This is a genomic window from Polaribacter sp. Z022, assembly GCF_023555495.1.
Lineage (GTDB): Bacteria > Bacteroidota > Bacteroidia > Flavobacteriales > Flavobacteriaceae > Polaribacter.
The window spans coordinates 97,872-122,095 of record NZ_JALCZO010000001.1 but is presented as its reverse complement, the minus strand read 5'-3'; the positions used below and the strand labels follow the sequence as shown (position 1 = coordinate 122,095).

The window sequence follows — 24,224 nt, the reverse complement described above, 5'->3', positions numbered from 1 at the left end:
CTATTAGGCATTTAAAGGTTTTCCATCCCAAGCAGCTTTTGCAGCTTCTTTTACAGCTTCAGAATATGTTGGATGACCATGACAAATTCTTGCTAAATCTTCTGCAGAAGCTCTAAATTCCATTGCAACAGCAGCTTCCATAATTAAGTCTGCAACACGTGCACCAACCATATGAACTCCTAAAACCTCATCTGTATTTTTATCTGCTAATACTTTTACAAAACCATCTATATCTCCACTTGCTCTAGATCTTCCTAAAGCTCTCATAGAAAATTTACCAGCTTTATAAGCTACACCAGCATCTTTTAATTCTTGTTCTGTTTTACCAACAGCAGCAACTTCTGGCCATGTATAAACAATACCAGGAATTAAGTTATAATCAATATGTGGTTTTTCTCCAGCTAAATATTCTGCTACAACAACTCCTTCTTCTTCAGCTTTATGAGCTAACATTGCACCTTTAACAACATCACCAATTGCATAAATATTAGATATATTTGTTTGTAAATGGTCGTTAACAGAAACTTGTCCACGTTCGTTAACCTCAACACCAACTTTTTCTAAACCTAAACCATCAGTATAAGCTCTACGTCCAACAGCAACTAAACAATAATCACCTTTAAACTCAACCTCAACACCTTTTTTGTTAGTAGCTTTTACTATAACCTCATCTCCATTTCTTTCTACAGAAGTTACTCCATGACTTACATTAAATTTCATTCCTTGTTTCTTTAAAACTTTTGTAAGTTCTTTAGAAACATCTGCATCCATAGTAGGCGTAATTTTTGGAGCATATTCTACAACAGAAACATCTGCACCCAAACGTTTGTAAACAGAGCCTAACTCTAAACCAATAACTCCACCACCAATTACAATTAAATGTTTTGGTACTTCTTTTAATTTTAAAGCTTCAGTAGAGGTAATTACACGTTCTTTATCTAAAGATATAAAAGGCAATGTAGAAGGTTTAGAACCTGTAGCTATAATTGTATTTGTTCCTTCAATTATTTCTGAAGAACCATCACTTTTAGTAACTTTAACATGAGTTGCATCTTCAAAAGAACCAACACCTTCATAAACATCAATCTTGTTTTTGTCCATTAAGTATTTAATTCCTCCAGTTGTAGTTTCAACAACTTTAGCTTTTCTATCAACCATTTTACCAAAATCAAAAGAAGGTTTTTCAACAGAAATTCCATGCTCTTCAAAGTGATGAACAGCATCATAATAATGATGAGAAGAATCTAACAACGCTTTTGATGGAATACAACCAACATTTAAACATGTTCCTCCTAAAGTAGGATATTTTTCGATAATTGCTACTTTTTTTCCTAATTGAGAAGCTCTAACTGCAGAAATGTATCCTCCAGGACCAGATCCAATTACTATAATGTCGTATTTCATTTGTGGTTAATTTTTGCGTATAATGTAACCTTTCGGTTTTTTCTTTATTAATAGTTGACAAAAATACGGATATTTTCATAGAATAAGGAGATAATTCAGTAGATTTACTATCAAGATAATTTTAAAATTTTCGCAATGAAAACAATAAAAAAAATTGGGTTCTTTTTGTTATTAGTTTTAATAATAGTACAATTTTTTGGGCCTGAAAAAAATGAAGGATCTTTAACTTCTTTAGAGGCTTTTATTTCTGAAACAAATCCGCCAGAAAACGTACATAAAATTTTAAAGGAAAGTTGTTATGATTGTCATTCAAATGTTACTAAGTATCCATGGTACAGTAATATTACACCTGTTAATTATTGGATGAACGATCATGTAAAAGTTGGAAAAAGAAAGTTAAATTTTTCTAAATGGAATGAATATTCTTTAAAACGTAAAGAACATAAAATGGATGAACTTCATGAAGAAGTAGAAAAGAAGCACATGCCTTTAAACTCTTACACTTGGACACATACAGAAGCAAATTTATCTCAAGATCAAATTGATGCTGTTGTTGCTTGGGGTAAAAAAGTACAAGCAGATTATAAACAACAAATGAACTCTAAATAATTGAATAAACAACACGTTTTAATTATTGGTTATGTTTGGGTAGAGCCTAATTCTTCTGCTGCTGGTAGTAGAATGATGCAGTTAATAGAGCAGTTTTTAAAACAAAACTGGAATATTACATTTGCTTCTCCAGCTCAAAAAAGTAAAAATGCAACAAGTTTAAGTTCTTTAGGGATTGATGAGGTTTCTATTGAGTTAAATTCGTCTTCTTTTGATGATTTTATAAAAAAATTACAACCTACAATTGTAATGTTCGATCGTTTTATGATGGAAGAACAATTTGGTTGGAGGGTTGCAGAAAACTGTCCAAATGCTTTACGAGTTTTAGATACTGAAGATTTACATTTTTTACGAAAAACACGCCAAAATCAATTTAAAAAAGGAGAAAAATATACAACTGAAGCTCTATTAGATTCTAATGATACAAAAAGAGAAATTGCATCTATTTTAAGATGCGATTTGAGTTTAATTATTTCTACTTATGAAATGGATTTGTTAAAATCTGTTTTTAAGGTTGATGAAAACCTACTTTGTTATTTACCTTTTTTATTAAATAAAATTGACAAAAAAAAGGTTGATAAATGGAAGTCGTTCGAAGAAAGAAACCATTTTGTTTTTATAGGTAATTTCTTTCATAAACCCAATGTAGATGCAGTTTTAACATTAAAGAAATATATTTGGAGACGCATTAGAAAACAACTACCCAAAGCTGAAATTCATATTTATGGTGCCTATGCCAATCAGCAAATAAACCAATTACATAATAAAAATGAAGGTTTTATTATAAAAGGTTTTGCTGAAGATGCTAATGCAGTTGTAAAAAATGCGAAAGTAGTTTTGGCTCCTTTAAATTTTGGTGCAGGAATAAAAGGAAAATTAACTGAGGCAATGATTTGTGGAACGCCAAGTGTAACCACAAATATTGGAGCAGAGGGTATGCATAATAATTTACCATGGAATGGTTTTGTTGAAGATGATTATAACTCATTTTCAGAAAAAGCAATACAATTATATACTGATGAAAATCTTTGGAAAAAATCGCAGCAAAAAGGGATAGAAATTATCAATCAGATTTATGACAAAGAAAAAATTAGTGATCCATTTATTAATAAGATTATTAATGTTCAAGACAATTTAAAATATCATAGAACTCATAATTTTTTGGGAAACTTATTGCAACATCAAACTGTACAAGCAACAAAATTTATGAGTAAATGGATTGAAGAGAAAAACAAAAGTTAAAAATGAACTTTAAAACCTAAAAAGCTACTATTTCTAATATAATCACTTTCATTATAAGTAGTTTTTAAATCTGTCCTTTCAATTATTTGATGCACATAACTAATAGAAACACGTTTGGTTAATCTATATGAAATATCAATATCTATACCTGCACTTGAATTGGTGTCATTAAATCTTGTTATAAAACCGTAATTAGGATATAGACCTAAATTTATTTTTTTAATAAAAAAATCTTTATAAACATAAGATGCACCAATTGCATAGCGTTGTAAAGAACCACTATGTAGAGCAGCATGCTCGAATAACGGAAAAATACTAATTTGACTTTTAGAAAATCTTTTTATAGGTACTTCAAGTTTTATAATTATATCTAAAGTTCCTCTATGATTGCCTCTATCATCTCCTACAAATATAAATTTAGTGTCTTGATGTATTGATAAATCAAAAGAATTTTGACAGAAAATTTCAAATCCGAATGTCAGAAAAAGTATTAATAATATAAGTTTTAGTTTAACCATTTTTTGGGGAATTTAATGACTAACTAAAGTTATTTCTTTTTTTAAAAAAGAAATATAAGCAAATTGCTTAAATATTTATTCTTAGATTAAACCTGCTCTTTTTAGCAATGCATCTGGTTTAGGTTCTTTTCCTCTAAAGCGTTTATATAATACCATAGGTTTTTCTGTACCACCTTTAGATAGTACGTTTTCTTTAAATTTTGTTGCAACGTCTTTGTTAAAAATTCCTTTTTCTAAAAAGTAATCAAAAGCATCTGCATCTAAAACTTCTGCCCATTTATAAGAATAATATCCAGAAGAATACCCTCCTTGAAAAATATGAGAAAAAGCAGTACTCATACAGTTTTCTGCAACATCAGGATATAATTTTGTTTCAGCAAAAGCATTGTTTTCAAATTCTTTTATAGAGGTTATTTCTGAAGGATCTTGTCCATGCCACTGCATATCTAATAAGCCAAAACTTAATTGACGTAAAGTTTGCATTCCTTCATTAAAACTAGCAGATTCTTTTATTTTTTCTACATATTCCATTGGTAAACTTTCTCCAGTTTCATAATGTTTTGCAAACAACTCTAAAGCCTCTTTTTCAAAACACCAATTTTCCATAACCTGACTTGGTAATTCCACAAAATCCCAAGAAACAGAAGTTCCTGATAAACTATTATATGTGGTGTTTGCTAGCATACCATGTAAAGCATGACCAAATTCGTGAAACAATGTAGTAACTTCATTAAATGTCAATAATGAAGGTTTCGTTTCTGTAGGTTTTGTAAAATTACATACAATAGAAACGTGAGGTCTTTCGTTAATTCCGTTTTTTATTTGTTGTGGCTTGTAACTAGTCATCCACGCACCATTGCGTTTTCCTTTTCTTGGATGAAAATCTGCATAATAAACAGCAATAAAATTACCATTAGAATCAGTAACGTTATATGTTTTTACATCTTCATGATATTTTTCTATTGTAAAAACTTCTTCAAAATGTAAATCAAATAAACGATTTGCAATTTCAAAAGAACCTTCAATTACATTTTCTAATTTAAAGTAAGGTTTTAAAATTTCTTGATCTAAATCAAACAATTCTTTCTTTAATTTTTCAGAATAATAAGCACCATCCCATTTTTGAAGTTTATTAATTCCATCTAATTTTTTAGCGTAATTTTCTAAGTTTTTAAATTCTCTTAAAGCAGCTGGTTTTGCTTTTTCAAGTAAATTATTAGAAAAATTAATAACATTTTCTGGTGTTTCTGCCATTCTTTCTTCTAAAACAAAATGAGCATGTGTTTTATAACCCAATAAATTGGCTCTTTTTTGTCTAAGGTTTACAATATCTAAAACAATTTGTTCATTGTTAAATTCATTGTTTTGAAATGCTTTTTTTCCAGCAGCAATAGCCATTTTTTTACGCAATTCTCTATTATCTGCATAGGTTAAAAAAGGAATATAACTTGGGTAGTCTAGAGTAAAAACATACCCTTCTTTTTCTTTAGATTTTGCTACTTCTTTTGCAGCTTCTTTTACACTTTCTGGCAATCCTGCTAAATCATTTTCATCTGTTAAATGTAATTCAAAAGCATTAGTTTCTGCTAAAACATTTTCACCAAATTTTAAAGATAGTTTAGAAAGTTTTGCGTCTATTTCACGAAGTGTGGTTTTATCTGCTTCATTTAAATTAGCACCATTTCTTGCAAAACTTTTGTATTGTTTGTCTAACAATGTTTCTTGTTCTGGTGTTAATTTTAAATTATTTCTGTTATCAAAAACAGCTTTTACTTTTTTAAATAAAGCTTCATTTAATGTTATATCATTTGCAAATTCACTTAACCAAGGAGAAACTTCTTGAGCAATTTTCTGAATTTCTTCATTAGTTTCTGCAGAATTTAAATTAAAAAAAATACTGGTAATTCTATTTAATTTTTCACCTGTAAAATCTAAAGCAACAGTTGTATTTTCAAAAGTAGGTTTTTCAGTATTTATTACAATTTCATTTATTTCAGATTTTGCAATTTCTATTCCTTTTTTAATTGCTGGTTTGTAATCTTTAGTTGTAATTTTTGAAAATGGAGCTGTATTAAAATCTTGTAAAAGTGGATTCATAAATCTATATGTATAAAGGTCAAATATAGATATTCTGTTAATTTTTTATAATAAAAATCTTTAGAAAATATCATTTTATCGATATAAAAATTCTATTTGTCGAAAAATGGATGTGTGTAAATTAATAACGAATTATTTTTGGTTGTTCAGTTTATCTGAAAATTTAAAATGGGTAAAAGAAAAAGAATTATGAAAAACACATTTTTAACTTTAATTGCATTGCTGTTTTCTTTTATGAGTATTGCTCAAACTGAAAATGATGGCTTTTATTTTGATGGAGTAGATGATTATATAAATGTAGGTGGTGCATCAAATACTAATATACCTCAAATTAATACTACTACAACCAATAATAGAACATATGAAACTTGGTTTAAAGCAGAAGAAGTTACTAGTAGGCAATTTATTATGAAAGAAGGTGCTGGTACAAGAGCTGTATTAATTTATATAGAAGATGGGTATTTAGTTGTAGGTGGGTATAATAGAGCAGATTATTCACCTCAATGGCAAGGAACCTTTTTTAGAAAGGCAATTACTGCAGATACATGGTATCATGTAGCTTTGGTTTTAGACAATGCATTAGCTGCCAACAATACAACAAATTTAATGGGAGCTAATCAAAATACTGCGTTAAAGTTTTATTTGGATGGAACTTTAATTGGAGAAAATTCTGGGTACCAATTTGGAGGACATAATACAATGAGGGTGGGGTATAAAGATGCAAATGTTAGATTTCCTCTAAGTACAGCAACATGGACAAGTCAATTAAATTCTGAATATTTTTATGCATCTTCAGCTTTAACAAGTTATTCAGGTACAAATTATTTTGAAGGATATTTATGGGGATTTAGACTTTGGAACGATGTTAGAACACCTGCAGAAATAGACGATTATAAAGCAGATATTATTACAACAGTTGGTACAGATGATTTAGTTGCAATTTTAGATGGTGATACATTTACATATTTAAGTACAAATGATAATTCTACAACATCTGAAGCTACAGTTTCTCCTGTAACTACTATTATTTGGAGTGCTACTGCTGCATCTTCAGATTGGAACACTGGTTCTAATTGGGTTGGAGGTACTGTACCAAATGTACTAACAAAGGAAGCTGTAGAAATTCAAGCTTCAACAAATTATCCTATTATAACTTCTGGAACTCATGTAGTTGCTGGAGACTTACAAGTTAATTCAAGTGCAAGTATTACAGTACAAAGTGGTGGAACTCTAGAGGTAAGTTATGATATTATTAATAATGGTACTATTAATGTTGAAGAAAGTGGAAGTTTAGTATTAAGAGAAAAGAAAGATTTAGGAGGATCAGGAGTTTATAATGTAGAAAGACTAACACCAACTTATGGAGGTAATGATTTTTATTCTTATTGGAGTTCTCCTGTTATAAGTGGAGATTCTAATATTGCTTCTGTTTTTCCTGATGCAGAACTTATTTATCATTTTAATGCTAGTGCAAATAATTCAGATTGGGCTTTTCATGGCACTTCAGATTTTGAACAAGGAATTGGTTACGCTATTCAAAATGAAGGAACAGGAGGTCAATTAAGAACTTTTTCTGGAGCCGTAAATTCTGGAGATATTACAGTTAATATATACAATACTTCTAATTTAGAAGGAGAAGGTAGTGATGGAAATGAATGGTCTACAGAAGGAGATAATTTAGTTGGAAACCCTTATCCTGCTGCTATAGATTGGGATTTAGTTGTTACTGACCCAGATAATCCAGGATTGAGTGGTGAAATTTATTTTTGGAATCAGCAAAATGCAGAAATAGGAGAAAATAATGTTGATGAATATGTGGTATATAACATTACAGGATCATCTGTAGCATCAACTACCACTAATGGTAAAATAGGAACTGGTCAAGGATTTTTTATAAAAACACTGAGTGCTAGTACAATTACTTTTAAAACAACGCATCAAGTAGCTGCAAATAATAGTACTTTTTATAAAAGTAATAATATTGCTAAAACAGATAAAACTATTAATAGATCTTGGTTTACGTTTAATCATAAAAAGAAAACAAATACGTTGCTTGTTGGTTTTGTAGATGGAGCAACAAACTCATTTGACAGATTGTATGATGCACCTTTTGATGTTAGCCAAAAATCTATGGGTTTTTATACATTAGTTAACGGTGATAAAAAAGCAACTATACAAGGGCTTCCAACATTAGAATCTGATGAGGTAAAAGTAAATGTAGGTTTTGTAATTGATGAAATTGGAGAGTATTCTATTGGCATTCAAAGTGAGTTTATAAATGAAGAATATAATATTTTTTTAAGAGATAAAGAACAGAATATAACCTCAGATTTAAGACAAGGAAGTTATAAGTTTAATGTTGATACAATTGGAGAAAATAATGATAGATTCGAAATTGTGTATACCAAACAGAACACCTTAAGTAACGAAACATTTATAGAAAGTTTAAACTCTAGTTTATTAAACGTTTATGTAAACAATGTAAAAGAATTAATTGTTAAGTATAGTAATGACAACAATAGTGTAAAAGATATTTCTTTATATAACATTCAAGGTAGAAAAATGAATACTTTTATGAATAATCAAACAATAGATGTTTCTAAAATTTCTACAGGTGTTTATATTATAAGTGTAAAACTTCAAGACAACAATACGTTAACTAAAAAAGTTTTAATTACTAATTAAAAGCTCTAATCTAAATAAGATAGATTCACTTTTTTTAGTGTTTGTAAGTTATAAATATCTAATAATCTTCCATTTATCGATATAAGAATTCGTTTTAACGAATTTTTAAAAATAAAAACTGTCTTCGGTATTAGTTTTGTATACACTCATTTTACGAAGTGAAAATATAAAAGTAAAAATATGAAGACATTAAAAAACCATTTATTAATTACATTGCTATTTGTTTCTCAGTTTATTGTGGCTCAAATTCCATGTACATCTGGATTTAATGCAAATGGGAATGATGATTTTATTACCATACCAAATACAGCTGCAATTAACTTACAAAATACCAGAAATAGAACAGTAGAATTTTGGTTTAAGCCCTCAGATGTTACAACAAAACAAGTATTATATGAAGAAGGAGCACAAGTAAACGTTATTCTTTTTTATATTGAAGGAGGTAGAGTTTATGTTGGTGGATATAGAAATAATGCAGATAATGCTACAAGAAGACGTTTTTTTAGATCTGCTATTGGAGACATTGCAGTAGATAAATGGACTCACATAGCTTTTACTATAGAAGATACAACAAATCCAGATATTACTTTTAAATGGTATTTAGATGGTGTTTTACAAGATACTCAAGATGGTTTACAAGTTAGTCAACATTCTGGTAATATTTCTATTGGTAGAAATGGGGGTAATGTAAGGTATCCAACTAGTTTAGCAGATACAAATTGGGGAGGAAGTGGAACAGGAACTTATAATGGAACTTTTGGAGGTCAAGATGGAAATAATCATAATTTTGAAGGAAATATTGCATTGTTAAGAATTTGGAATGTTGCCAGAAATGTAACAGAAATTGATGATAATAAATCTACATTTTTAAATGCTGGAACAGATTTAGTGGCATTTCAAGATGGAGATAATATGGAGTATGATTCTAATAATGATACTACTATAAATGCAAACGCTTCTGCAAACGGAAGTGCAACAAGTTATACTTGGACAGGAGGAACATCAACAGATTTTACAAATGATGTTAATTGGTCTGCAAATTCACCAGATATTACAAAAACACAAACAGTAATTATAAATAGCGGAACAAATGACCCTAAAATTTTAACAGAAGTAGTTATTGGAAGATTAACAGTAGATGCAGGTGCAGAAATAATTGTAGAAAGTGGAGGTACATTAAATGTTTTTTATGAATTAACAAATAATGGAACCATAACTGTTGAAGATGGTGGGGCTTTAATTTTTCATTCTTGTAATTCTACCATTCAAGGTTCTGGAGATTTTAACATAAAAAGACAAACTCCAACTTATGCAGGTAATGATTTTTATTCATACTGGAGTTCTCCAATCATAGAATCAGACTCTAGCCCTAGTTCAATTTTTCCAGATGCAGAATTAATATATTCTTTTGGTGCAGGAGTGTCTAATGCAGATTGGGTGTATAATGGTTCTGCTAATTTAAAAACAGGTTTAGGTTATGCAATTCAAAACGAAGGCTTAGGTGGACAATTAAGAACTTTTACAGGAAAAATTAATGAAGGAGATGTAGAAGTAAATGTTTATTATAATACAAATTTAGCAAGTACAGATGCAAATAATGTTTGGTCTCTTGCTGGCGATAATTTAGTAGGTAATCCATATGCCTCTGCAATTGATTGGGACTTAATTATAGAAGATACAGACAATTCTGATATTGATGGAACTGTTTATTTTTGGAATCAAAATACTGCAGAAAATGGAGATAATAACGTATCTGATTATTTACAATATAATAAAACAGGTGGTGTATCTAATACAGCCACAGGTAAAATTGGTACAGGTCAAGGATTTTTTGTAAAAACGAGTGTAGATAGTAAAATTACATTTAAAACAACACATCAAATTGTTGCAAATAACACACAGTTTTTTAAAGGAGAATCAATAGTAAATACTCAGAAAAAAGATGGTAGATCTTGGTTTGCTTTTAATCATGAGGGTAAAACAAATACTTTACTAGTTGGTTTTATTGATGGAGCTACAAATAGATTTGATAGATTATATGATGCAGAGTATGATATCAACGAAAAATCTTTAGGATTTTACTCTTTGGTAAAAGGTGTAGATAAAGCTTCAATACAAGGGTTGCCAATATTAAAAAGAGATAAAAAAGTAGTTAAATTAGGTTTTATTGTAGATAAAGTAGGTAATTATTCTATAGGTATTCAAGATGAACAAATAGATGAAGATTATTATATTTATTTAAGAGATACAGAGAAGAAAATAACTGTAGATTTAAGACAAAGAGATTATAGCTTTACTATAGATTCTATAGGTGAAAATAATACAAGGTTCAAAGTTATTTATACAAAAAAGAAAAGAAATGCTACTCAAAAAAATACAGGTAAAGAATCTTATACTGTAGAGGAAATAGACTCTAAAGATTTTACTGTTTATGTTGATGGAGCAAAAGAATTAATTGTAGAATACGATTTTGATGAAGATAATATTAAAGAAATAGCATTGATTAATATCCAGGGTAAAAAAGTAGCTTTATTTAATGGTGCTCAAAAGAAAGATGTATCTAGCTTATCAAGAGGGGTTTATGTTGTGATAGCTGTTTTAAAAGACAATAGAGTGTTTAACAAAAAAATTATAATCACAAATTAAGAATAACAATTGTAAATTTTAGTATTTTGTTTAACTATCACATTTGTTTTTTAAATTAAAATTCTTTTTTTAGCTTTACTTATTATTTACGTATAATAAGATGAAAAAAGCATTCCCCTTAATTTTATTGTTTTTTACAAACATACTGTTTGCACAAATTCCTTGTTCTACAGGTACTTCATTAAATGGTGCAGATGACTTTATTACTTTAGTTAATACAGACGCTATAAATCTTCAGAATACAAGAAATAAAACCATAGAATTATGGTTTAAAACATCCGATATTACTACAAAACAGGTACTTTATGAAGAAGGAGGTACAGTAAATGCATTTATAATATATTTAGAAGGAGGTAGAATATATTTAGGAGCTTATAGAAATGATGGAACAGCAGCAGCTGATAAAAGATTTTTTAGATCTGTAGCAAGTGTAATAGAAGTAGACAATTGGTATCATGTTGCTCTAACTTTAGAGGATACAGCAATTCCAGACCTAACTTTAAAATGGTATTTAAACGGAGTTTTACAAGATACACAAGATGGTCTACAAGTTAATACACATTCAGGCTCTATAACATTTGGTAGAAATGGAGATGGTTTAAGGTTTCCAAATAGTTTAGCAGATGTTGATTGGTCTGCAAGTGGAGGAGAAGATTCTGAAACTTACAATGGTGCTTTTACTGGTGGTGATACTACTGCATTGTATTATTCTGGAGATATTTCTCTTTTTAGAATTTGGGATGATACTAGAACAGATGCAGAAGTAGATGATAATAAATCTACTTTTATTACCAATGAAACTAATCTGGTAGCTTATTCAGATCAAGATCGAATTTATTATGAACCAAATGGTGAAGACGAAATTTCTTTAACTGCCTTTGTTTCTATCAGTACTCAATACACAACAATTCCAAATACAGATGCTATTAATCTACAAGACACTAATGATAGAACTGTAGAGTTTCGATTTAGAGCTACAGATATGACATCTAGACAAGTACTTTATGAAGAAGGAGGAAATGTAAATGCTATAACCGCTTTTATAGATGGTGGACAATTTTATTTTGGTGTTTATAGAAATAATGCAGGAGTTACAGGAGATAGAAAATTTTTTAGGTCAGATATTGGAGATGTGGTCTTTAACCAATGGTATCATGTGGCCATAACTTTAGAATCTGGAACAACTTTAAAATGGTTTTTAGATGGAGTAGAGCAAGACTCTAGAACAGGGTTAACAGTTGATAATCATTCTGGAGATATAAATATTGGAAGATCTGGAGGTAGTATTAGATTTCCAAATGATTTAGTATTAGGATGGAATGCAGGAACTGTTGGTGGAGAATATTATGAAGATGCTGTAAATTCTGATGGATCTGCATATAATTTTTCTGGTGATTTCGATCTTTTTAGAATTTGGAATGTTGCAAGAACACAAACTGAAATAGATACCAATAAAGAAATTTTAATTACTTCTGAAACAGATTTAGTAGCTTACCAAAGTGGGACTCAAATGAATTACCAACCAAATGGAGGAAGTTCAATAACTGCTACAGAAGATGCAGCAGGGTTAATTACTTGGGATGGTAGTGATTCTGATGTTTGGTCTACAACAACAAATTGGTTGTCAGATATAGCTCCTGATGCCACAAGAAAACAAAAAGTAGCCATACCAGATGGAGGTACTTTTGACCCAGTTTTAACAACAGAAATCAGTGTTGGCTTTTTAACAATTAATTCTGGCGTAGAATTAATAATAGAAAGTGGAGCAACTTTAAATGTTTATTATGGCTTAGATAATAACGGAACCATAACTATTGAAGATGGAGGGGCGTTAATTTATCATAATTGTAATAGTGCTATTACTGGTTCTGGTACTTTTGATGTAATTAGAAATACTCCTACTTATGGTGATGATAATTTCTTTTCATATTGGAGTTCGCCTGTGATAGGAGAAACAACAAGTTCCGTTTTTCCAGATGCTGAAGAAATTTATTTATTTGATGCTAGTTCAGATGACGCTAATTGGATTGGAGTTGGTGGTATTATGCAAAAAGGTGTTGGATATGCTATTCAAAACGAAGGTACTGGAGGACAAGTACGTACTTTTTCAGGAACCATAAATGAAGCAGGTACAGATTTAACATTGTATTTTAGTACAAATGAAGATCAAGGAGAAACAGGTAATATTTGGTCTGAAGAAGGAGATAATTTAATTGGAAATCCATATGCATCTGCCATAGATTGGGGTTTAATAATAGAAGATACAGACAATCAAAATATAGAGGGTACTATCTATTTTTGGAATCAACAATCTGCAAATGCTGGAGATAATAATGTTTCTGATTATTTACAGTATAACAATACTGGAGGTTCATCACCTGGGGTTACTGGTAAAATAGGAACAGCTCAAGCTTTTTTTGTTAAAACTACTGCAGCAACAACTTTAAAATTAAAACCAACTCATCAGGTAGCTGGAGACAATACTGAATTTTATAAATCAGAAAAAACAACAGTTACAGCTAATAAATTAGGAAGATCTTGGTTTCAGTTTTCTAACGGAAATAAAATAAATACGCTGTTAATTGGTTTTGTAGATGGTGCTACAAATGATTATGATAGAATTTATGATGGTTTGTTTGATATAAATCAAGAAAAATTAGGTTTTTATTCTATTGCAGAAGAAGATACTCGTTTAACAATTCAAGGACTACCATTACTTGAAGAAGATGAAAAAGTAATTCAGCTTGGTTTTGTAATTGATGAAACAGGAGAGCATACAATTAGTATTAAAGATGAATATATTAATGAAAATTATAATATTTATTTAAAAGATACTGAAGAAAATACGATTACAGATTTAAGAAAACAATCGTATTCATTTTTAATAAATACTATAGGAACAAATAATACAAGATTTAAAATTATCTATTCTAAAGAAAAGAAAGAAACACTTACAATTAATGATGAGGTTTTAAAGGATAATAGTTTTTTTGTTAGTGTAAACTCATCAAAAGAATTGATTATAAATTATAAAAACTTAGATCAAATTAAAAAAGTGACTTTGTATACTATTTTAGGATCAGAAGTAAAAAGTTATTCTATTAATGATAGTAAAGATGTTTCTAATTTAGAAACAGGAGTTTATATTGTAAAAGCAAGTTTAGACAATAATAAAAAACGAATAAAAAAAATAGTAATTACTAATTAGGATAATACCTATTAAAAAAAGCTCAAAACTTATTTAGTTTTGAGCTTTTTTTAGAAAATTTATTTTCTAACTCTTTCTGAAGCTTTGTTAACTTTTAATTTTAACTCTTCTTTATAAGCTATAATTTTATTTAAAATTAACTCATTAGATGCACCAATAATTTGAGCAGCTAAAATACCAGCGTTTTTTGCTCCATCTAAAGCTACAGTAGCAACAGGTACGCCCCCTGGCATTTGTAAAATAGATAAAACAGAATCCCAACCATCAATAGAGTTTCTACTTTTTACTGGAACTCCAATAACAGGTAAAGGACTCATACTTGCAACCATTCCTGGTAAATGAGCAGCACCACCTGCACCAGCAATAATTACTTGTACACCTCTTTTATGGGCATTTTTAGAGTAGTCTACTAATTTTTCTGGAGTTCTGTGAGCAGATACAATATCAACTTCAATTTTAATATCAAAACTCTCTAAAATATCTATTGCTTCTTGCATTATTGGAAGATCAGAATCACTTCCCATTATTATTCCTACCATATTACTTTCAGTTATCAGTAAACAGTTATCATTTTAAAAGTAGCATATACTTAATGATAATTGTTTATTGAATTATTGTTAATTGTTTTTACTTATTACTCTAATTGTTTCTTTAACTTTTTGCGCTATTTCTCTAGCTTTACCAATATCAGAATTTACAATAGTAACATGTCCCATTTTTCTAAATGGTCTTGTTTCTTTTTTCCCATAAATATGAGGCGTAACTCCATCAATTTTTAAGATATCTTCTATATTTTGGTAAACAACATCACCAGAAAAACCTTCATCACCAACTAAATTTACCATTATTCCAGCAACTTTACTGTTTGTATTTCCTAAAGGAAGGTTTAAAATGGAACGTAAATGTTGTTCAAACTGATTGGTATAACTTGCTTCTATAGAATAATGTCCAGAATTATGTGGTCTTGGAGCAACTTCGTTTACTAAGATTTTGTCATCTACTGTTTGAAACATTTCTACAGCTAATAAACCAACAAAATCTAAATCACTAACAACCTTTAAAGCAACTTCTCTTGCTTTTTCTGCTACTTTACTATCAATTCTTGCAGGACAAATAACATACTCAACTTGGTTGGCTTCTGGGTGAAATTCCATTTCAACTACAGGGTAAGTTGTTGTTTCTCCATTTGCATTTCTTGCTACAATTACAGCCAATTCGTTTTTAAACGGAATTAATTTTTCTGTAATACATTCTACATTTGGTAAACTGTTTAAATCATCTGTATTCCTAACAATTTTAACACCATTTCCATCATAACCAAAACGTGCAGCTTTCCAAACAAAAGGAAAATCAATGATATTATTTTCAAAAGAATGTTTTAATTCTTCTACATATGCATAATGAGAAAATTCTGCAGTAGGAATTTGATGATCTACATAAAAATTTTTCTGTCTTGCTTTACTTTGTATTATTCGTAAATCTTGAGGTTTTGGATAAATTGTTAAGCCTTCGTCTTCTAATTTATCTAAAGCATCTAAATTTACATTTTCAATTTCTATAGTTAATAAATCTACAGTTTTTCCGAAGTTGTAAACAGCATCAAAATCTAATAAATCTCCAACAACAAATGTGTTGCAAATTTCTGCACATGGTGCATTTTTATTATTTTCTAAAATAGAAGTATGAATGTCGAATTTTTGAGTTTCTGCTAAAAGCATTCTTCCTAATTGTCCTCCTCCAAGAACACCTAGTTTAAAATTTGAAGAAAAATAGTTTTTCACGTTGCTTAATGTTGTGTTTCTGCAAAAATAAGCAACTTAAAGTATGTATGCTATTAAAAATTTGTGATTCGCAAAACTGTACCAATTTTAGTAACTCTATATTCTATTGCAGGACAAATAAAACCTTCAGTTTGTGGAGCTCCTCCAATACCTTTTCCTACACCATATTCGCTACCATCACATTGGCATTTTAAAACAATACCTTTTTCGAAAGTCATAGGAGAATTACAATCTCTTGCAGGACAAATTTTATCGTAAGCAACAAAATCACTACCATTAACATTCATTAATAAAATTCCTTTAGAACCAGCATTCAATTCTACATATCCACCAGGAACCAAAGCATTAATTAATTGAGGGTTATTTAAATCGGAAGTATAACTTAAAGGTAAAGATTGTATACAGCTATCTAAATCGTCATTATTAGAGCAATTTATAAAGAATATAAACGAAAATAAGAGTAATGTTTTTTTAATCATAATTATCTTTCAATACTAAAAGAACGATGGCAATTTACAATTATTTTGTACATTTGTAAGACAATCTCATTCCTATTTAGGTAATGGGATTTTTAAATTATATTACTATGAGCGACATATCGTATTATTCAGCAGAAGGATTAAAGAAATTGAAGGATGAATTGGTGCAACTTGAGCAAGTTGAACGTCCTAGAGTAACACAAGAAATTGCAGATGCAAGAGATAAAGGAGATTTAAGTGAAAATGCAGAATATCATGCAGCTAAAGAAGAACAATCTCATTTAGAATTTAAAATTGCTAAATTAAAAAATGTAGTAGCAAATGCACGTATCATAGATGAATCTCAATTAGATACATCTAAAATATTAATACATTCTATTGTAAAGATTAAAAATACTGCAAATGGTATGGAGTTTTCTTACACATTAGTTGCAGATTCTGAAACAGATGTTAGAAATGGAAAACTATCTGTAAACTCTCCTATTGGAAAAGGTTTATTAGGTAAAGAAGTTGGTGATATTGCTGAAATTAAAGTACCAAATGGAATTATGAAATTTGAAATTGTAGATATTTCAAGATAGATTTTATTCAACAGATTAAATTATAAATTCGGGTTTTGGCATTGCTGAAACCCGAATTCTTTTTTATATTTACTACTCATCAAAAAAAATACACTTAAGATTGATATTATGAGCATATTTACAAAAATAATTGACGGAGAAATTCCTTGTTACAAAGTTGCAGAAGACAATAATTTTATTGCTTTTTTAGATATCAATCCTAATGCAAAAGGACACACTTTAGTTGTACCAAAGAAAGAAGAAAATAAATTATTCGATTTATCTAAAGAAGAGTATTTAAGTCTAATGGATTTCTCTTATAGAGTTGCAAAAGCATTAGAAAAAGCAGTTGACTGTAAAAGAGTTTGTATGAGTGTTATTGGCTTAGAAGTACCTCATGTACACGTTCATTTAGTGCCAACAAATGCAATGGCAGATATGCAGTTTACCAAAAAAGAAAAATTAACAAATGAAGAGTTTGTTGCTTTGGCTAATAAGATTTCTGAAAATTTTTAACTAAGTGAAAAAAAACAAAGAATTAGCAAATAGATTTAGAGAAGTTTTTCTTGATGGTACTTGGGTAGCTAATACAAACTACAAAAAGGTTTTAGAGGCTATTTCATATAAAAAAGCAACTACAAAAGTAAATTCTTTAAATACTATTGCTGTCTTAACTTTTCATATTAATTATTATGTTGCTGGAGTTTTAAATGTTTTTGAAGGGGGAAAATTAGAAATTAGAGATAAATATAGTTTTGACGCACCTAAGATAACTTCAGAAAGTGAATGGATTTCATTAAAAAATACGCTATTTACAAATGCAGAAAAATTTGCAAACTATATAGAAAGTCTATCTGAAACAGAGTTAGAAAGTGTTTTTGTTGATGAAAAATATGGAACTTATTATAGAAATATTGAAGGAATGATAGAACATAGTTACTATCATTTAGTTCAAATTTCTTTGATAAATAAACTTATAGATTAGACTTTCTCTAATAAAATTTCAAAAGTAGTACCTTTTCCTATTTCAGATTTTTGTACAAATATTTTTCCTTTGTGGTAATCTTCAACAATTCTTTTAGATAGAGATAATCCTAATCCCCAACCTCTTTTTTTGGTTGTAAAACCAGGTTTAAAAATCTGTTTAAAAAGTTTTTTTGGCATTCCTTTTCCAGTATCAGAAATGGTAATTTTTACTTTTTTAGATGTATTTTCTATCTTCAGTATTAACTCTCCTTTACCCAACATTGCATCAATTGCATTTTTAATGAGGTTTTCTATTACCCAACCAAATAACTCTGTATTTAAATTGGTGTAAATTTCATTGTTTATCGTATTAAAAGAAAAAGATATTTGCTTAGAACTCCTAGATTCTAAGTAATCAAAAGCCTGTTTAGTTATATCTACTATGTTTTCTTTTTTTAATTCTGGAATAGAGCCTATTTTAGAAAACCTATTTGCAATTGTATTTAATCTATGTACATCTTTTTCTATTTCATTTACGTAGGTTTCATCAATTTTTTCCATTTTTAAAATTGCAATCCATCCTAAAAGAGAAGACAAAGGTGTGCCTATTTGATGAGCCGTTTCTTTTGCCATTCCTGTCCATAATTTATTAGTTTCAGCAGCTTTGTTAGAGTTGTAAAACATATAAATAACACTTAAAAATAAGAATAGAATAAGAATTAAAGCTATAGGGTAATAAGAAAGCTTGTTTAATAAATCTGAATCTCTATAGTAAATATACTGTCTGTTTTTACCTTTATAACTAACTTCAATTGGCTCATTTTCTGTTTTCATTTTTGCCAATTGGTTTTCTAAATATTTAGGATTTTCAGCTTTTTTAGAATCAAGATTCTGAAAATATTCGATCTCTCCTTTTGCATTTACTAAAATCATAGGAATATTGTTATTATTCTCAATGACTTTTAGGGGTAAATCTACATTTGCGTTTAAATCTGTATTAGTAGCAATTTCTTTTTGAGCAGTTGCCAAAATTTCCATTTTAATACGCTCTTCTTGTTTAAATTTTTGAAAGAAAATATAGGTATTCCATAATATTAAAGAAACAATAATTAAAGAAATTATTATTGCAAAGCGCTTAAAAAGAATGTTGTTTGTTAAAAAATTCATCAAAACAAATATAAGGTTTCTTGTATATAACTCATTTATTTAAAGCATAGTATTAGCAACCCTATTTATATTATAATTACTGTTTCAAAAGTCTTATTAACTATTGTTTTTGAAGAAAACTGTTAATAACTTTGGTAAAGAACATACACAGATTATTTGATTAAAACCCATAAAATAACATACATTTGCCCAACAGTATTATAAATGAATGATGTAGAAAGTACAATAAAAGTACTTTTATTAAAATAGAAATTATGGAAGTTATTGGAAAAATAAAATTAATTGGTGAGGTTCAAACTTTTGGAGCTAACGGTTTTCAAAAAAGAGAAATGGTAGTTACAACTGATGATCAATATCCTCAAATGATTAATGTAGAGTTTCATCAAGATAAATGTGATTTATTAAACAATTATTCTGTTGGACAAGATGTAAAAGTTTCTATCAATTTAAGAGGTAGAGAGTGGATTAACCCACAAGGAGAAGCTAGATATTTTAATTCTATTGTAGGTTGGAGAATCGAAAACTTATCTCAAGCTGCAGCTCCAAGTAATTTACCTCCAGTTGATCAGTTTCAACCAGCATCTAATGTTTCTGATGCAGAACCAGATGATTTACCATTCTAGAAATTAGATTTCTTGAATAAAAAAAGAGAGAATACTTTTAATGTATTCTCTCTTTTTTTTCTAATAAATAAGTTGTTAAACAACCTATTTCTTTTCTCCTTTTTTAGGCATTGGTCCTCTCATATGAATAACCAATCCATTTAAAAAATTTCTTAAAAACTGATCTCCACACTCCATATATTTAGGATGATCTTCACTTCTAAAAATAGAACCTATTTCTCCTTTTGTTACTTTAAAATCTACTAAAGCACAAATTTCTATAATATCTGTATCACGAAATTTATGTGCTACTCTTAATTTTTTAAAAACGTCGTTGTTTGTTAATCCCATAAGGCAAATGTAATTATTTTTTAATCTACTACTTTAAAAATGGCCCAAGCATATATTGCAAATCTTGCAAAACGAAATAACCCAAATAAAACTACATTTTTAAAAGGATATTTTATCATACCAGCTGCAGTACAAGAAATAGAAAAAGGAACAGGTAACAATGCACCTACTAATATTAAAAAACCTCCCCATTTTTTAGAGTTTTTTAAGTGTTTTGCCATTTTTACTTCTAAATAGTTTTTTACAGTTTCTATTTTTAAAGCAGTTTTTCCAATAAAGTAAGATACAAGACCTCCACAGTAAGATAAAGTTGCAAGTATAGATAAGTTTAATATAGGTTCTGTAGTTTTCTTAGTCCAAGCAATAAAAATCTCTGGTGGTATTAACCCTAAAAGCGTTTCTGAAGTAAAGAAAAACGAAAAAATTCCTGGTCTAGAAAATGTTTCTGTAATAGATTCTAAACCCTCATTTATATTATAAACATATCTGTTTATTAAAAAAAGACCTATAACAACAGTTACTATTGGTACAAAAGCTTTTTTTAGACTTTCCCAAATAAACATATAAAAACCAGTTCTAGAGTAGTAGCTGTGCATTAACTTAGCCCTCTCTTTTTTAGTTTTTATTCTTTTTCTCTTTGTTATTCTAGACATTTAATTTTATTAAACAGTTTGCAAAAATAGTGACTTCTAATATATAAATACCAATAAAAAATGTAGATTAATATAATTTTAAGAACTATTATATAAAAAATAATGCTTATATTTGGTTAACCAATCTGGTTAACCAAATATCTTTTTATGAAAGCAATATTATTTTCCCTAAAAACAATTACAAAAAAAAGATTTTCGATGGTTAATTATTTTTTGACATTCATTATACTTTTAACAATACAAGCAGAGTTATTTGCTCAATAAAATATTATTCAACATTTAAATTTGTCTTCTAATTTTGGATATAAGCCTCATCAATTTTTGATGAGGCTTTTTTGTTACTTATTTTTGCAGAATGATTTGGCTTTCAGAAAACATAGAATTTCCACCATATGAATTTACAACAGAAGATGGTATTATTGCTTTAGGAGGAGATTTGTCTGAAAACAGGTTAATTTTTGCCTACAAAAACGGAATTTTTCCATGGTTTTCTGAAGGAGAACCTATAGTTTGGTATTGCCCTTTTGAAAGAATGGTATTGTTTCCTGATGAAATAAGGGTTTCAAAGTCGATGCGAAAAATTATCAATAAAAACCAATTTACAATTACAGAAAACAAAGCATTTAAAGAGGTAATTTATAATTGTAAAAATATTGATAGGAGTGATGGTTTAGGAACATGGATTACTAATGATATGGAACAAGCATATATAAATTTGCATAATTTAGGTGTTGCAAAATCTATAGAAGTGTGGAGTGGAAATGAATTGGTAGGAGGTTTATATGGTTTAGAAATAAATAATATTTTTTGTGGAGAAAGTATGTTTAGTAAAATATCTAATGCCTCAAAATTAGCTTTTATTCACTTAGCAAAAAATAAAAAATATAAATTGATAGATTGTCAAATTTATAATGAACACCTAGCAAGTTTGGGTGCAAGAGAAATAAAAAGAGAATATTTTTTAGATATTCTTAAAACTTAATTTCTTAATTATAAAAAAATGGAATAATTATTGTTTCAGTTCAAGCAACCCAAAACTATCAATATGAAACCATTATTACTTTTAATTACTTTTTTAGCAATTTCATCCTTCTCTTTTTCACAAGAAAAAATAGGTAAACCTTTTTTTACTGGCTCAGGAAATGTAACTTTTGCTGTAAACGAACATTATACTTTAGATCCAGATGATGGAGAACCTTTTTTAGTGCCAAATGCTATTTTTTTAAGAATGGGTTTTGGATACGAATTTAAAAAACGAATAGCAATAAGTGTAAATGGTGGTTTTGATTATCATTGGAATTATGCTGTAAGTGCTTTTCCAACGTATTTTAGTTTAAAGTACAATATTACAGAAGATCAAGGAGATAACTTTTTTACAGAAGTTAGTTATGGAAAAATGTGGCGTCCATCTTCAAATTATCCTGATGGAAATTATTACAGAGTAGGATTTGGAACCCAAGTAAAAGGAGCAAAAAGATGGAACACTATAATTCGCTTAGATTTTCATAGAAAAGGAATTATTGGCTTTGATAATAATAGATTAGACAGTGTTTCTTTAGGATTAGGCTTTTCTTTCTTTTAAAAATTTGGATGAACAGTAAAACTCATTTTTTCATTTGTAATAGGATGAGAAAATTCAATAAATTCTGCATGTAAATGCAATCTATTTTCTTTTTTACCATACAAATCATCTCCAATAATAGGAGTATTTAATCCATCTTTATGAGCTGCATGTACTCTTAATTGATGTGTTCTTCCTGTTATTGGATAAAAACGAATACGTGTTTTACCATTTTCTGTCTTTATACTTTTCCAAAGAGTTTCAGCATTTTTTCCATGTACAAAATCTACCAATTGTTTAGGTCTATCATCTAAATCTACTCTTAAAGGTAATTTTATTGTTCCTTTTTTATCTTTTACAATTCCATCTAAAAGAGCCACATAACGTTTTTTAACAGTTCTTTTTATAAATTGACTTTGTAAAACCTTATTTGCTTCTTTAGTTTTGGTTAATAACAAAATTCCAGAGGTAGACATGTCTAAACGATGTACAATTAATGGACCTGTAGCTTGTGGATATTTTTCTTTGATACGAGTGTAAACAGAATCTGTAATATTTTTTCCAGGAACAGATAAAAACTCAGCAGGCTTATTTACCACAATTAAAACATCGTCTTCAAAAATGATTTCTAGCTCTTGTTTTTCGGCTAAATTTTCTAACAATAAATTGTCATCCATTTCAACTCCATCTAACATATGGGTTAAAATAGGTTTGCACCTTCCTTGACAAGCAGGATAAAAGTTTTTATGTTTTCTAATTTCTGAGCTGGGTGAAATTCCCCACCAAAATTCTGCCATACAAACAGGTTCTAAATCATGTAAAAAAGCATATTGCAAAAGTTTTGGAGCAGAACATTCTCCTGAACCTGCAGGTGGTTTTATTGCTGGATCTTTAAAAATATCTAATAAATTCTTTTTTTCTTTTAGTTTATTTAAGAATGAATAATTTTTAAATAAAGTTTGTTGTAAATGGTTTGATATTTCTTTTCTTTTGCTTTTTAATGATGAAATTTCGTCTTCAAAAAGTGTGAGTTTTACTCTAATTTCATCAAGTTTATCATCATAATATTCTTGAAGTTCTTTTATGTAAAACTGATCATTAAAGCTTTCTTGTACCAGTTTTTTATTTAAAGAATTAAAGTCGACTTTATTTAAGGTAGCTTTACCAATTTGCTTTCTTAATTTTCTATCCTTTTTTTGAAGCTTTAACTTTTCTTTTTCAAATGATAAATCTTGGTTTATATCTTGTAATGTTTTTTTAAAAGATTGTTTTATTGATAAATAGTTTTTATCATTTTTAATAGTAGATAAACGTTTGTTTATTTCATTAATTTCTTCTTCACCTTTTAAAAAGAAACTTCCTTCAGTTCTCATATTAAAAACAGGAGGTACAAATTTATCAGGAAAACTATTGTCTTCTAGTTTTCCAGAAAATGCTGCTAAATAACCTAATTCATTTTGCTGGTTTTTAACAACTAAAACCCCAAACATTTTACCAATAGCTGTAGATTTATTATCTGAATTTATTCCGAAATTATGCTCAAAATCAGTTTGTTTTTCTAAATATTCTTGCACTTCTTTTGTTGCAATTTCTGCTAACAAATGAGGTTCATAATAAAAAGGAAAAGTAAATTTTTCTGGAAGCTTTATGTTAGAAATATTTGCTTTAAAATTTTGGAAATAAGTCAAATTAATT

Annotated in this window: 21 protein-coding genes; 11 read left to right on the top strand and 10 right to left on the bottom strand. The window is 28.7% G+C overall.

Annotation, left to right across the window (positions count from 1 at the left end; all coding sequences use genetic code 11):
* Positions 1-3: 3 nt before the first annotated feature.
* On the bottom strand, positions 4-1,404 hold the full coding sequence (gene lpdA / locus MPF13_RS00525) for a dihydrolipoyl dehydrogenase (protein WP_249980267.1): 1,401 nt from the start codon (positions 1,402-1,404) through the stop codon (positions 4-6).
* A 135-nt stretch (positions 1,405-1,539) separates the two neighbouring features.
* Here lpdA and MPF13_RS00520 point away from each other — a divergent pair, with 135 nt between their 5' ends.
* Together MPF13_RS00520 and MPF13_RS00515 are read left to right on the top strand one after the other, a co-directional pair.
* On the top strand, positions 1,540-2,013 hold the full coding sequence (locus MPF13_RS00520; RefSeq protein WP_249980266.1) for a heme-binding domain-containing protein: 474 nt from the start codon (positions 1,540-1,542) through the stop codon (positions 2,011-2,013).
* Positions 2,014-3,255: a glycosyltransferase gene (locus MPF13_RS00515; protein ID WP_249980265.1), complete on the top strand. Its 1,242-nt coding sequence runs from the start codon at positions 2,014-2,016 to the stop codon at positions 3,253-3,255. It abuts the gene before it with no gap.
* Here the strand turns inward: MPF13_RS00515 and MPF13_RS00510 are convergent.
* Positions 3,252-3,773, bottom strand: a complete 522-nt coding sequence (locus MPF13_RS00510) for a hypothetical protein (protein ID WP_249980264.1) — start codon at positions 3,771-3,773, stop codon at positions 3,252-3,254. The genes MPF13_RS00515 and MPF13_RS00510 overlap by 4 nt on opposite strands.
* An 81-nt stretch (positions 3,774-3,854) precedes the next feature.
* Entirely contained in the window at positions 3,855-5,870 is a 2,016-nt protein-coding gene (locus MPF13_RS00505; protein ID WP_249980263.1) for a M3 family metallopeptidase, read from the bottom strand.
* A 168-nt stretch (positions 5,871-6,038) separates the two neighbouring features.
* Between MPF13_RS00505 and MPF13_RS00500 the strand changes: the two genes are divergently transcribed.
* The 3 genes from MPF13_RS00500 (at position 6,039) to MPF13_RS00490 (ending at position 14,409) form a co-directional block, all read left to right on the top strand.
* On the top strand, positions 6,039-8,555 hold the full coding sequence (locus MPF13_RS00500) for a RemA C-terminal-like gliding motility protein (protein ID WP_249980262.1): 2,517 nt from the start codon (positions 6,039-6,041) through the stop codon (positions 8,553-8,555).
* A gap of 180 nt (positions 8,556-8,735) precedes the next feature.
* Positions 8,736-11,201 (top strand): RemA C-terminal-like gliding motility protein, encoded by a 2,466-nt coding sequence (locus MPF13_RS00495; protein WP_249980261.1) that lies wholly within the window; start codon positions 8,736-8,738, stop codon positions 11,199-11,201.
* Between the two features lie 100 nt (positions 11,202-11,301).
* The gene (locus MPF13_RS00490) at positions 11,302-14,409 is read left to right on the top strand and encodes a RemA C-terminal-like gliding motility protein (RefSeq protein ID WP_249980260.1); all 3,108 of its coding nucleotides are present in this window, start codon (positions 11,302-11,304) and stop codon (positions 14,407-14,409) included.
* A gap of 59 nt (positions 14,410-14,468) precedes the next feature.
* On the opposite strand, the gene purE is transcribed toward MPF13_RS00490, so the two are convergent.
* The 3 genes from purE to MPF13_RS00475 all read right to left on the bottom strand — a co-directional run bounded on the left by purE (position 14,469) and on the right by MPF13_RS00475 (position 16,669).
* Positions 14,469-14,948: a 5-(carboxyamino)imidazole ribonucleotide mutase gene (purE, locus tag MPF13_RS00485; protein WP_249980259.1), complete on the bottom strand. Its 480-nt coding sequence runs from the start codon at positions 14,946-14,948 to the stop codon at positions 14,469-14,471.
* Positions 14,949-15,026: 78 nt separating this feature from the next.
* Entirely contained in the window at positions 15,027-16,190 is a 1,164-nt protein-coding gene (locus MPF13_RS00480; RefSeq protein ID WP_249980258.1) for a 5-(carboxyamino)imidazole ribonucleotide synthase, read from the bottom strand.
* A 53-nt stretch (positions 16,191-16,243) separates the two neighbouring features.
* Complete coding sequence (locus MPF13_RS00475) at positions 16,244-16,669, bottom strand: Rieske (2Fe-2S) protein (RefSeq protein ID WP_249980257.1); 426 nt, start codon at positions 16,667-16,669, stop codon at positions 16,244-16,246.
* Between the two features lie 107 nt (positions 16,670-16,776).
* Between MPF13_RS00475 and greA the strand changes: the two genes are divergently transcribed.
* The 3 genes from greA (at position 16,777) to MPF13_RS00460 (ending at position 18,214) form a co-directional block, all read left to right on the top strand.
* Complete coding sequence (gene greA / locus MPF13_RS00470; protein ID WP_249980256.1) at positions 16,777-17,250, top strand: transcription elongation factor GreA; 474 nt, start codon at positions 16,777-16,779, stop codon at positions 17,248-17,250.
* A gap of 108 nt (positions 17,251-17,358) precedes the next feature.
* Entirely contained in the window at positions 17,359-17,745 is a 387-nt protein-coding gene (locus MPF13_RS00465; RefSeq protein WP_249980255.1) for an HIT family protein, read from the top strand.
* Positions 17,746-17,749: 4 nt separating this feature from the next.
* A complete protein-coding gene (locus MPF13_RS00460) occupies positions 17,750-18,214 on the top strand; it encodes a DinB family protein (RefSeq protein ID WP_249980254.1) in 465 nt (154 codons plus the stop codon).
* On the opposite strand, the gene MPF13_RS00455 is transcribed toward MPF13_RS00460, so the two are convergent.
* Positions 18,211-19,362, bottom strand: a complete 1,152-nt coding sequence (locus MPF13_RS00455; protein WP_249980253.1) for a sensor histidine kinase — start codon at positions 19,360-19,362, stop codon at positions 18,211-18,213. The two genes, MPF13_RS00460 and MPF13_RS00455, sit on opposite strands and share 4 nt — an antisense overlap.
* 254 nt (positions 19,363-19,616) lie before the next feature.
* Here MPF13_RS00455 and MPF13_RS00450 point away from each other — a divergent pair, with 254 nt between their 5' ends.
* Positions 19,617-19,985, top strand: a complete 369-nt coding sequence (locus MPF13_RS00450; protein ID WP_249980252.1) for a DUF3127 domain-containing protein — start codon at positions 19,617-19,619, stop codon at positions 19,983-19,985.
* 84 nt (positions 19,986-20,069) lie between these two features.
* Here MPF13_RS00450 and MPF13_RS00445 read toward each other — a convergent pair whose 3' ends face one another.
* The gene (locus MPF13_RS00445; RefSeq protein WP_249980251.1) at positions 20,070-20,315 is read right to left on the bottom strand and encodes a DUF1456 family protein; all 246 of its coding nucleotides are present in this window, start codon (positions 20,313-20,315) and stop codon (positions 20,070-20,072) included.
* A 20-nt stretch (positions 20,316-20,335) separates the two neighbouring features.
* The gene (locus MPF13_RS00440; protein WP_249980250.1) at positions 20,336-20,968 is read right to left on the bottom strand and encodes a YqaA family protein; all 633 of its coding nucleotides are present in this window, start codon (positions 20,966-20,968) and stop codon (positions 20,336-20,338) included.
* 355 nt (positions 20,969-21,323) lie between these two features.
* On the opposite strand from MPF13_RS00440, the gene aat reads away from it, so the two are divergent.
* Together aat and MPF13_RS00430 are read left to right on the top strand one after the other, a co-directional pair.
* On the top strand, positions 21,324-21,950 hold the full coding sequence (gene aat, locus MPF13_RS00435) for a leucyl/phenylalanyl-tRNA--protein transferase (protein ID WP_249980249.1): 627 nt from the start codon (positions 21,324-21,326) through the stop codon (positions 21,948-21,950).
* Between the two features lie 63 nt (positions 21,951-22,013).
* Positions 22,014-22,550, top strand: coding sequence for a hypothetical protein (locus MPF13_RS00430; protein WP_249980248.1), 537 nt, complete (start codon positions 22,014-22,016; stop codon positions 22,548-22,550).
* Here the strand turns inward: MPF13_RS00430 and MPF13_RS00425 are convergent.
* Positions 22,547-24,217: an RluA family pseudouridine synthase gene (locus MPF13_RS00425; protein WP_284041115.1), complete on the bottom strand. Its 1,671-nt coding sequence runs from the start codon at positions 24,215-24,217 to the stop codon at positions 22,547-22,549. The genes MPF13_RS00430 and MPF13_RS00425 overlap by 4 nt on opposite strands.
* Between the last annotated feature and the right edge of the window lie 7 nt (positions 24,218-24,224).

Excerpts from the sequence above, each read along its gene's own strand:
- MPF13_RS00490 (WP_249980260.1), top strand. The coding sequence starts at position 11,302 with ATGAAAAAAGCATTCCCCTTAATTTTATTGTTTTTTACAAACATACTG.
- MPF13_RS00510 (WP_249980264.1), bottom strand. The coding sequence starts at position 3,773 with ATGGTTAAACTAAAACTTATATTATTAATACTTTTTCTGACATTCGGA.
- MPF13_RS00500 (WP_249980262.1), top strand. The coding sequence starts at position 6,039 with ATGGGTAAAAGAAAAAGAATTATGAAAAACACATTTTTAACTTTAATT.
- lpdA (WP_249980267.1), bottom strand. The coding sequence starts at position 1,404 with ATGAAATACGACATTATAGTAATTGGATCTGGTCCTGGAGGATACATT.
- MPF13_RS00445 (WP_249980251.1), bottom strand. The coding sequence starts at position 20,315 with ATGGGATTAACAAACAACGACGTTTTTAAAAAATTAAGAGTAGCACAT.
- aat (WP_249980249.1), top strand. The coding sequence starts at position 21,324 with ATGATTTGGCTTTCAGAAAACATAGAATTTCCACCATATGAATTTACA.
- MPF13_RS00440 (WP_249980250.1), bottom strand. The coding sequence starts at position 20,968 with ATGTCTAGAATAACAAAGAGAAAAAGAATAAAAACTAAAAAAGAGAGG.
- MPF13_RS00455 (WP_249980253.1), bottom strand. The coding sequence starts at position 19,362 with ATGAATTTTTTAACAAACAACATTCTTTTTAAGCGCTTTGCAATAATA.
- MPF13_RS00450 (WP_249980252.1), top strand. The coding sequence starts at position 19,617 with ATGGAAGTTATTGGAAAAATAAAATTAATTGGTGAGGTTCAAACTTTT.
- MPF13_RS00475 (WP_249980257.1), bottom strand. The coding sequence starts at position 16,669 with ATGATTAAAAAAACATTACTCTTATTTTCGTTTATATTCTTTATAAAT.
- MPF13_RS00465 (WP_249980255.1), top strand. The coding sequence starts at position 17,359 with ATGAGCATATTTACAAAAATAATTGACGGAGAAATTCCTTGTTACAAA.
- MPF13_RS00430 (WP_249980248.1), top strand. The coding sequence starts at position 22,014 with ATGAAACCATTATTACTTTTAATTACTTTTTTAGCAATTTCATCCTTC.
- MPF13_RS00505 (WP_249980263.1), bottom strand. The coding sequence starts at position 5,870 with ATGAATCCACTTTTACAAGATTTTAATACAGCTCCATTTTCAAAAATT.
- MPF13_RS00495 (WP_249980261.1), top strand. The coding sequence starts at position 8,736 with ATGAAGACATTAAAAAACCATTTATTAATTACATTGCTATTTGTTTCT.
- MPF13_RS00520 (WP_249980266.1), top strand. The coding sequence starts at position 1,540 with ATGAAAACAATAAAAAAAATTGGGTTCTTTTTGTTATTAGTTTTAATA.
- purE (WP_249980259.1), bottom strand. The coding sequence starts at position 14,948 with ATGGTAGGAATAATAATGGGAAGTGATTCTGATCTTCCAATAATGCAA.
- greA (WP_249980256.1), top strand. The coding sequence starts at position 16,777 with ATGAGCGACATATCGTATTATTCAGCAGAAGGATTAAAGAAATTGAAG.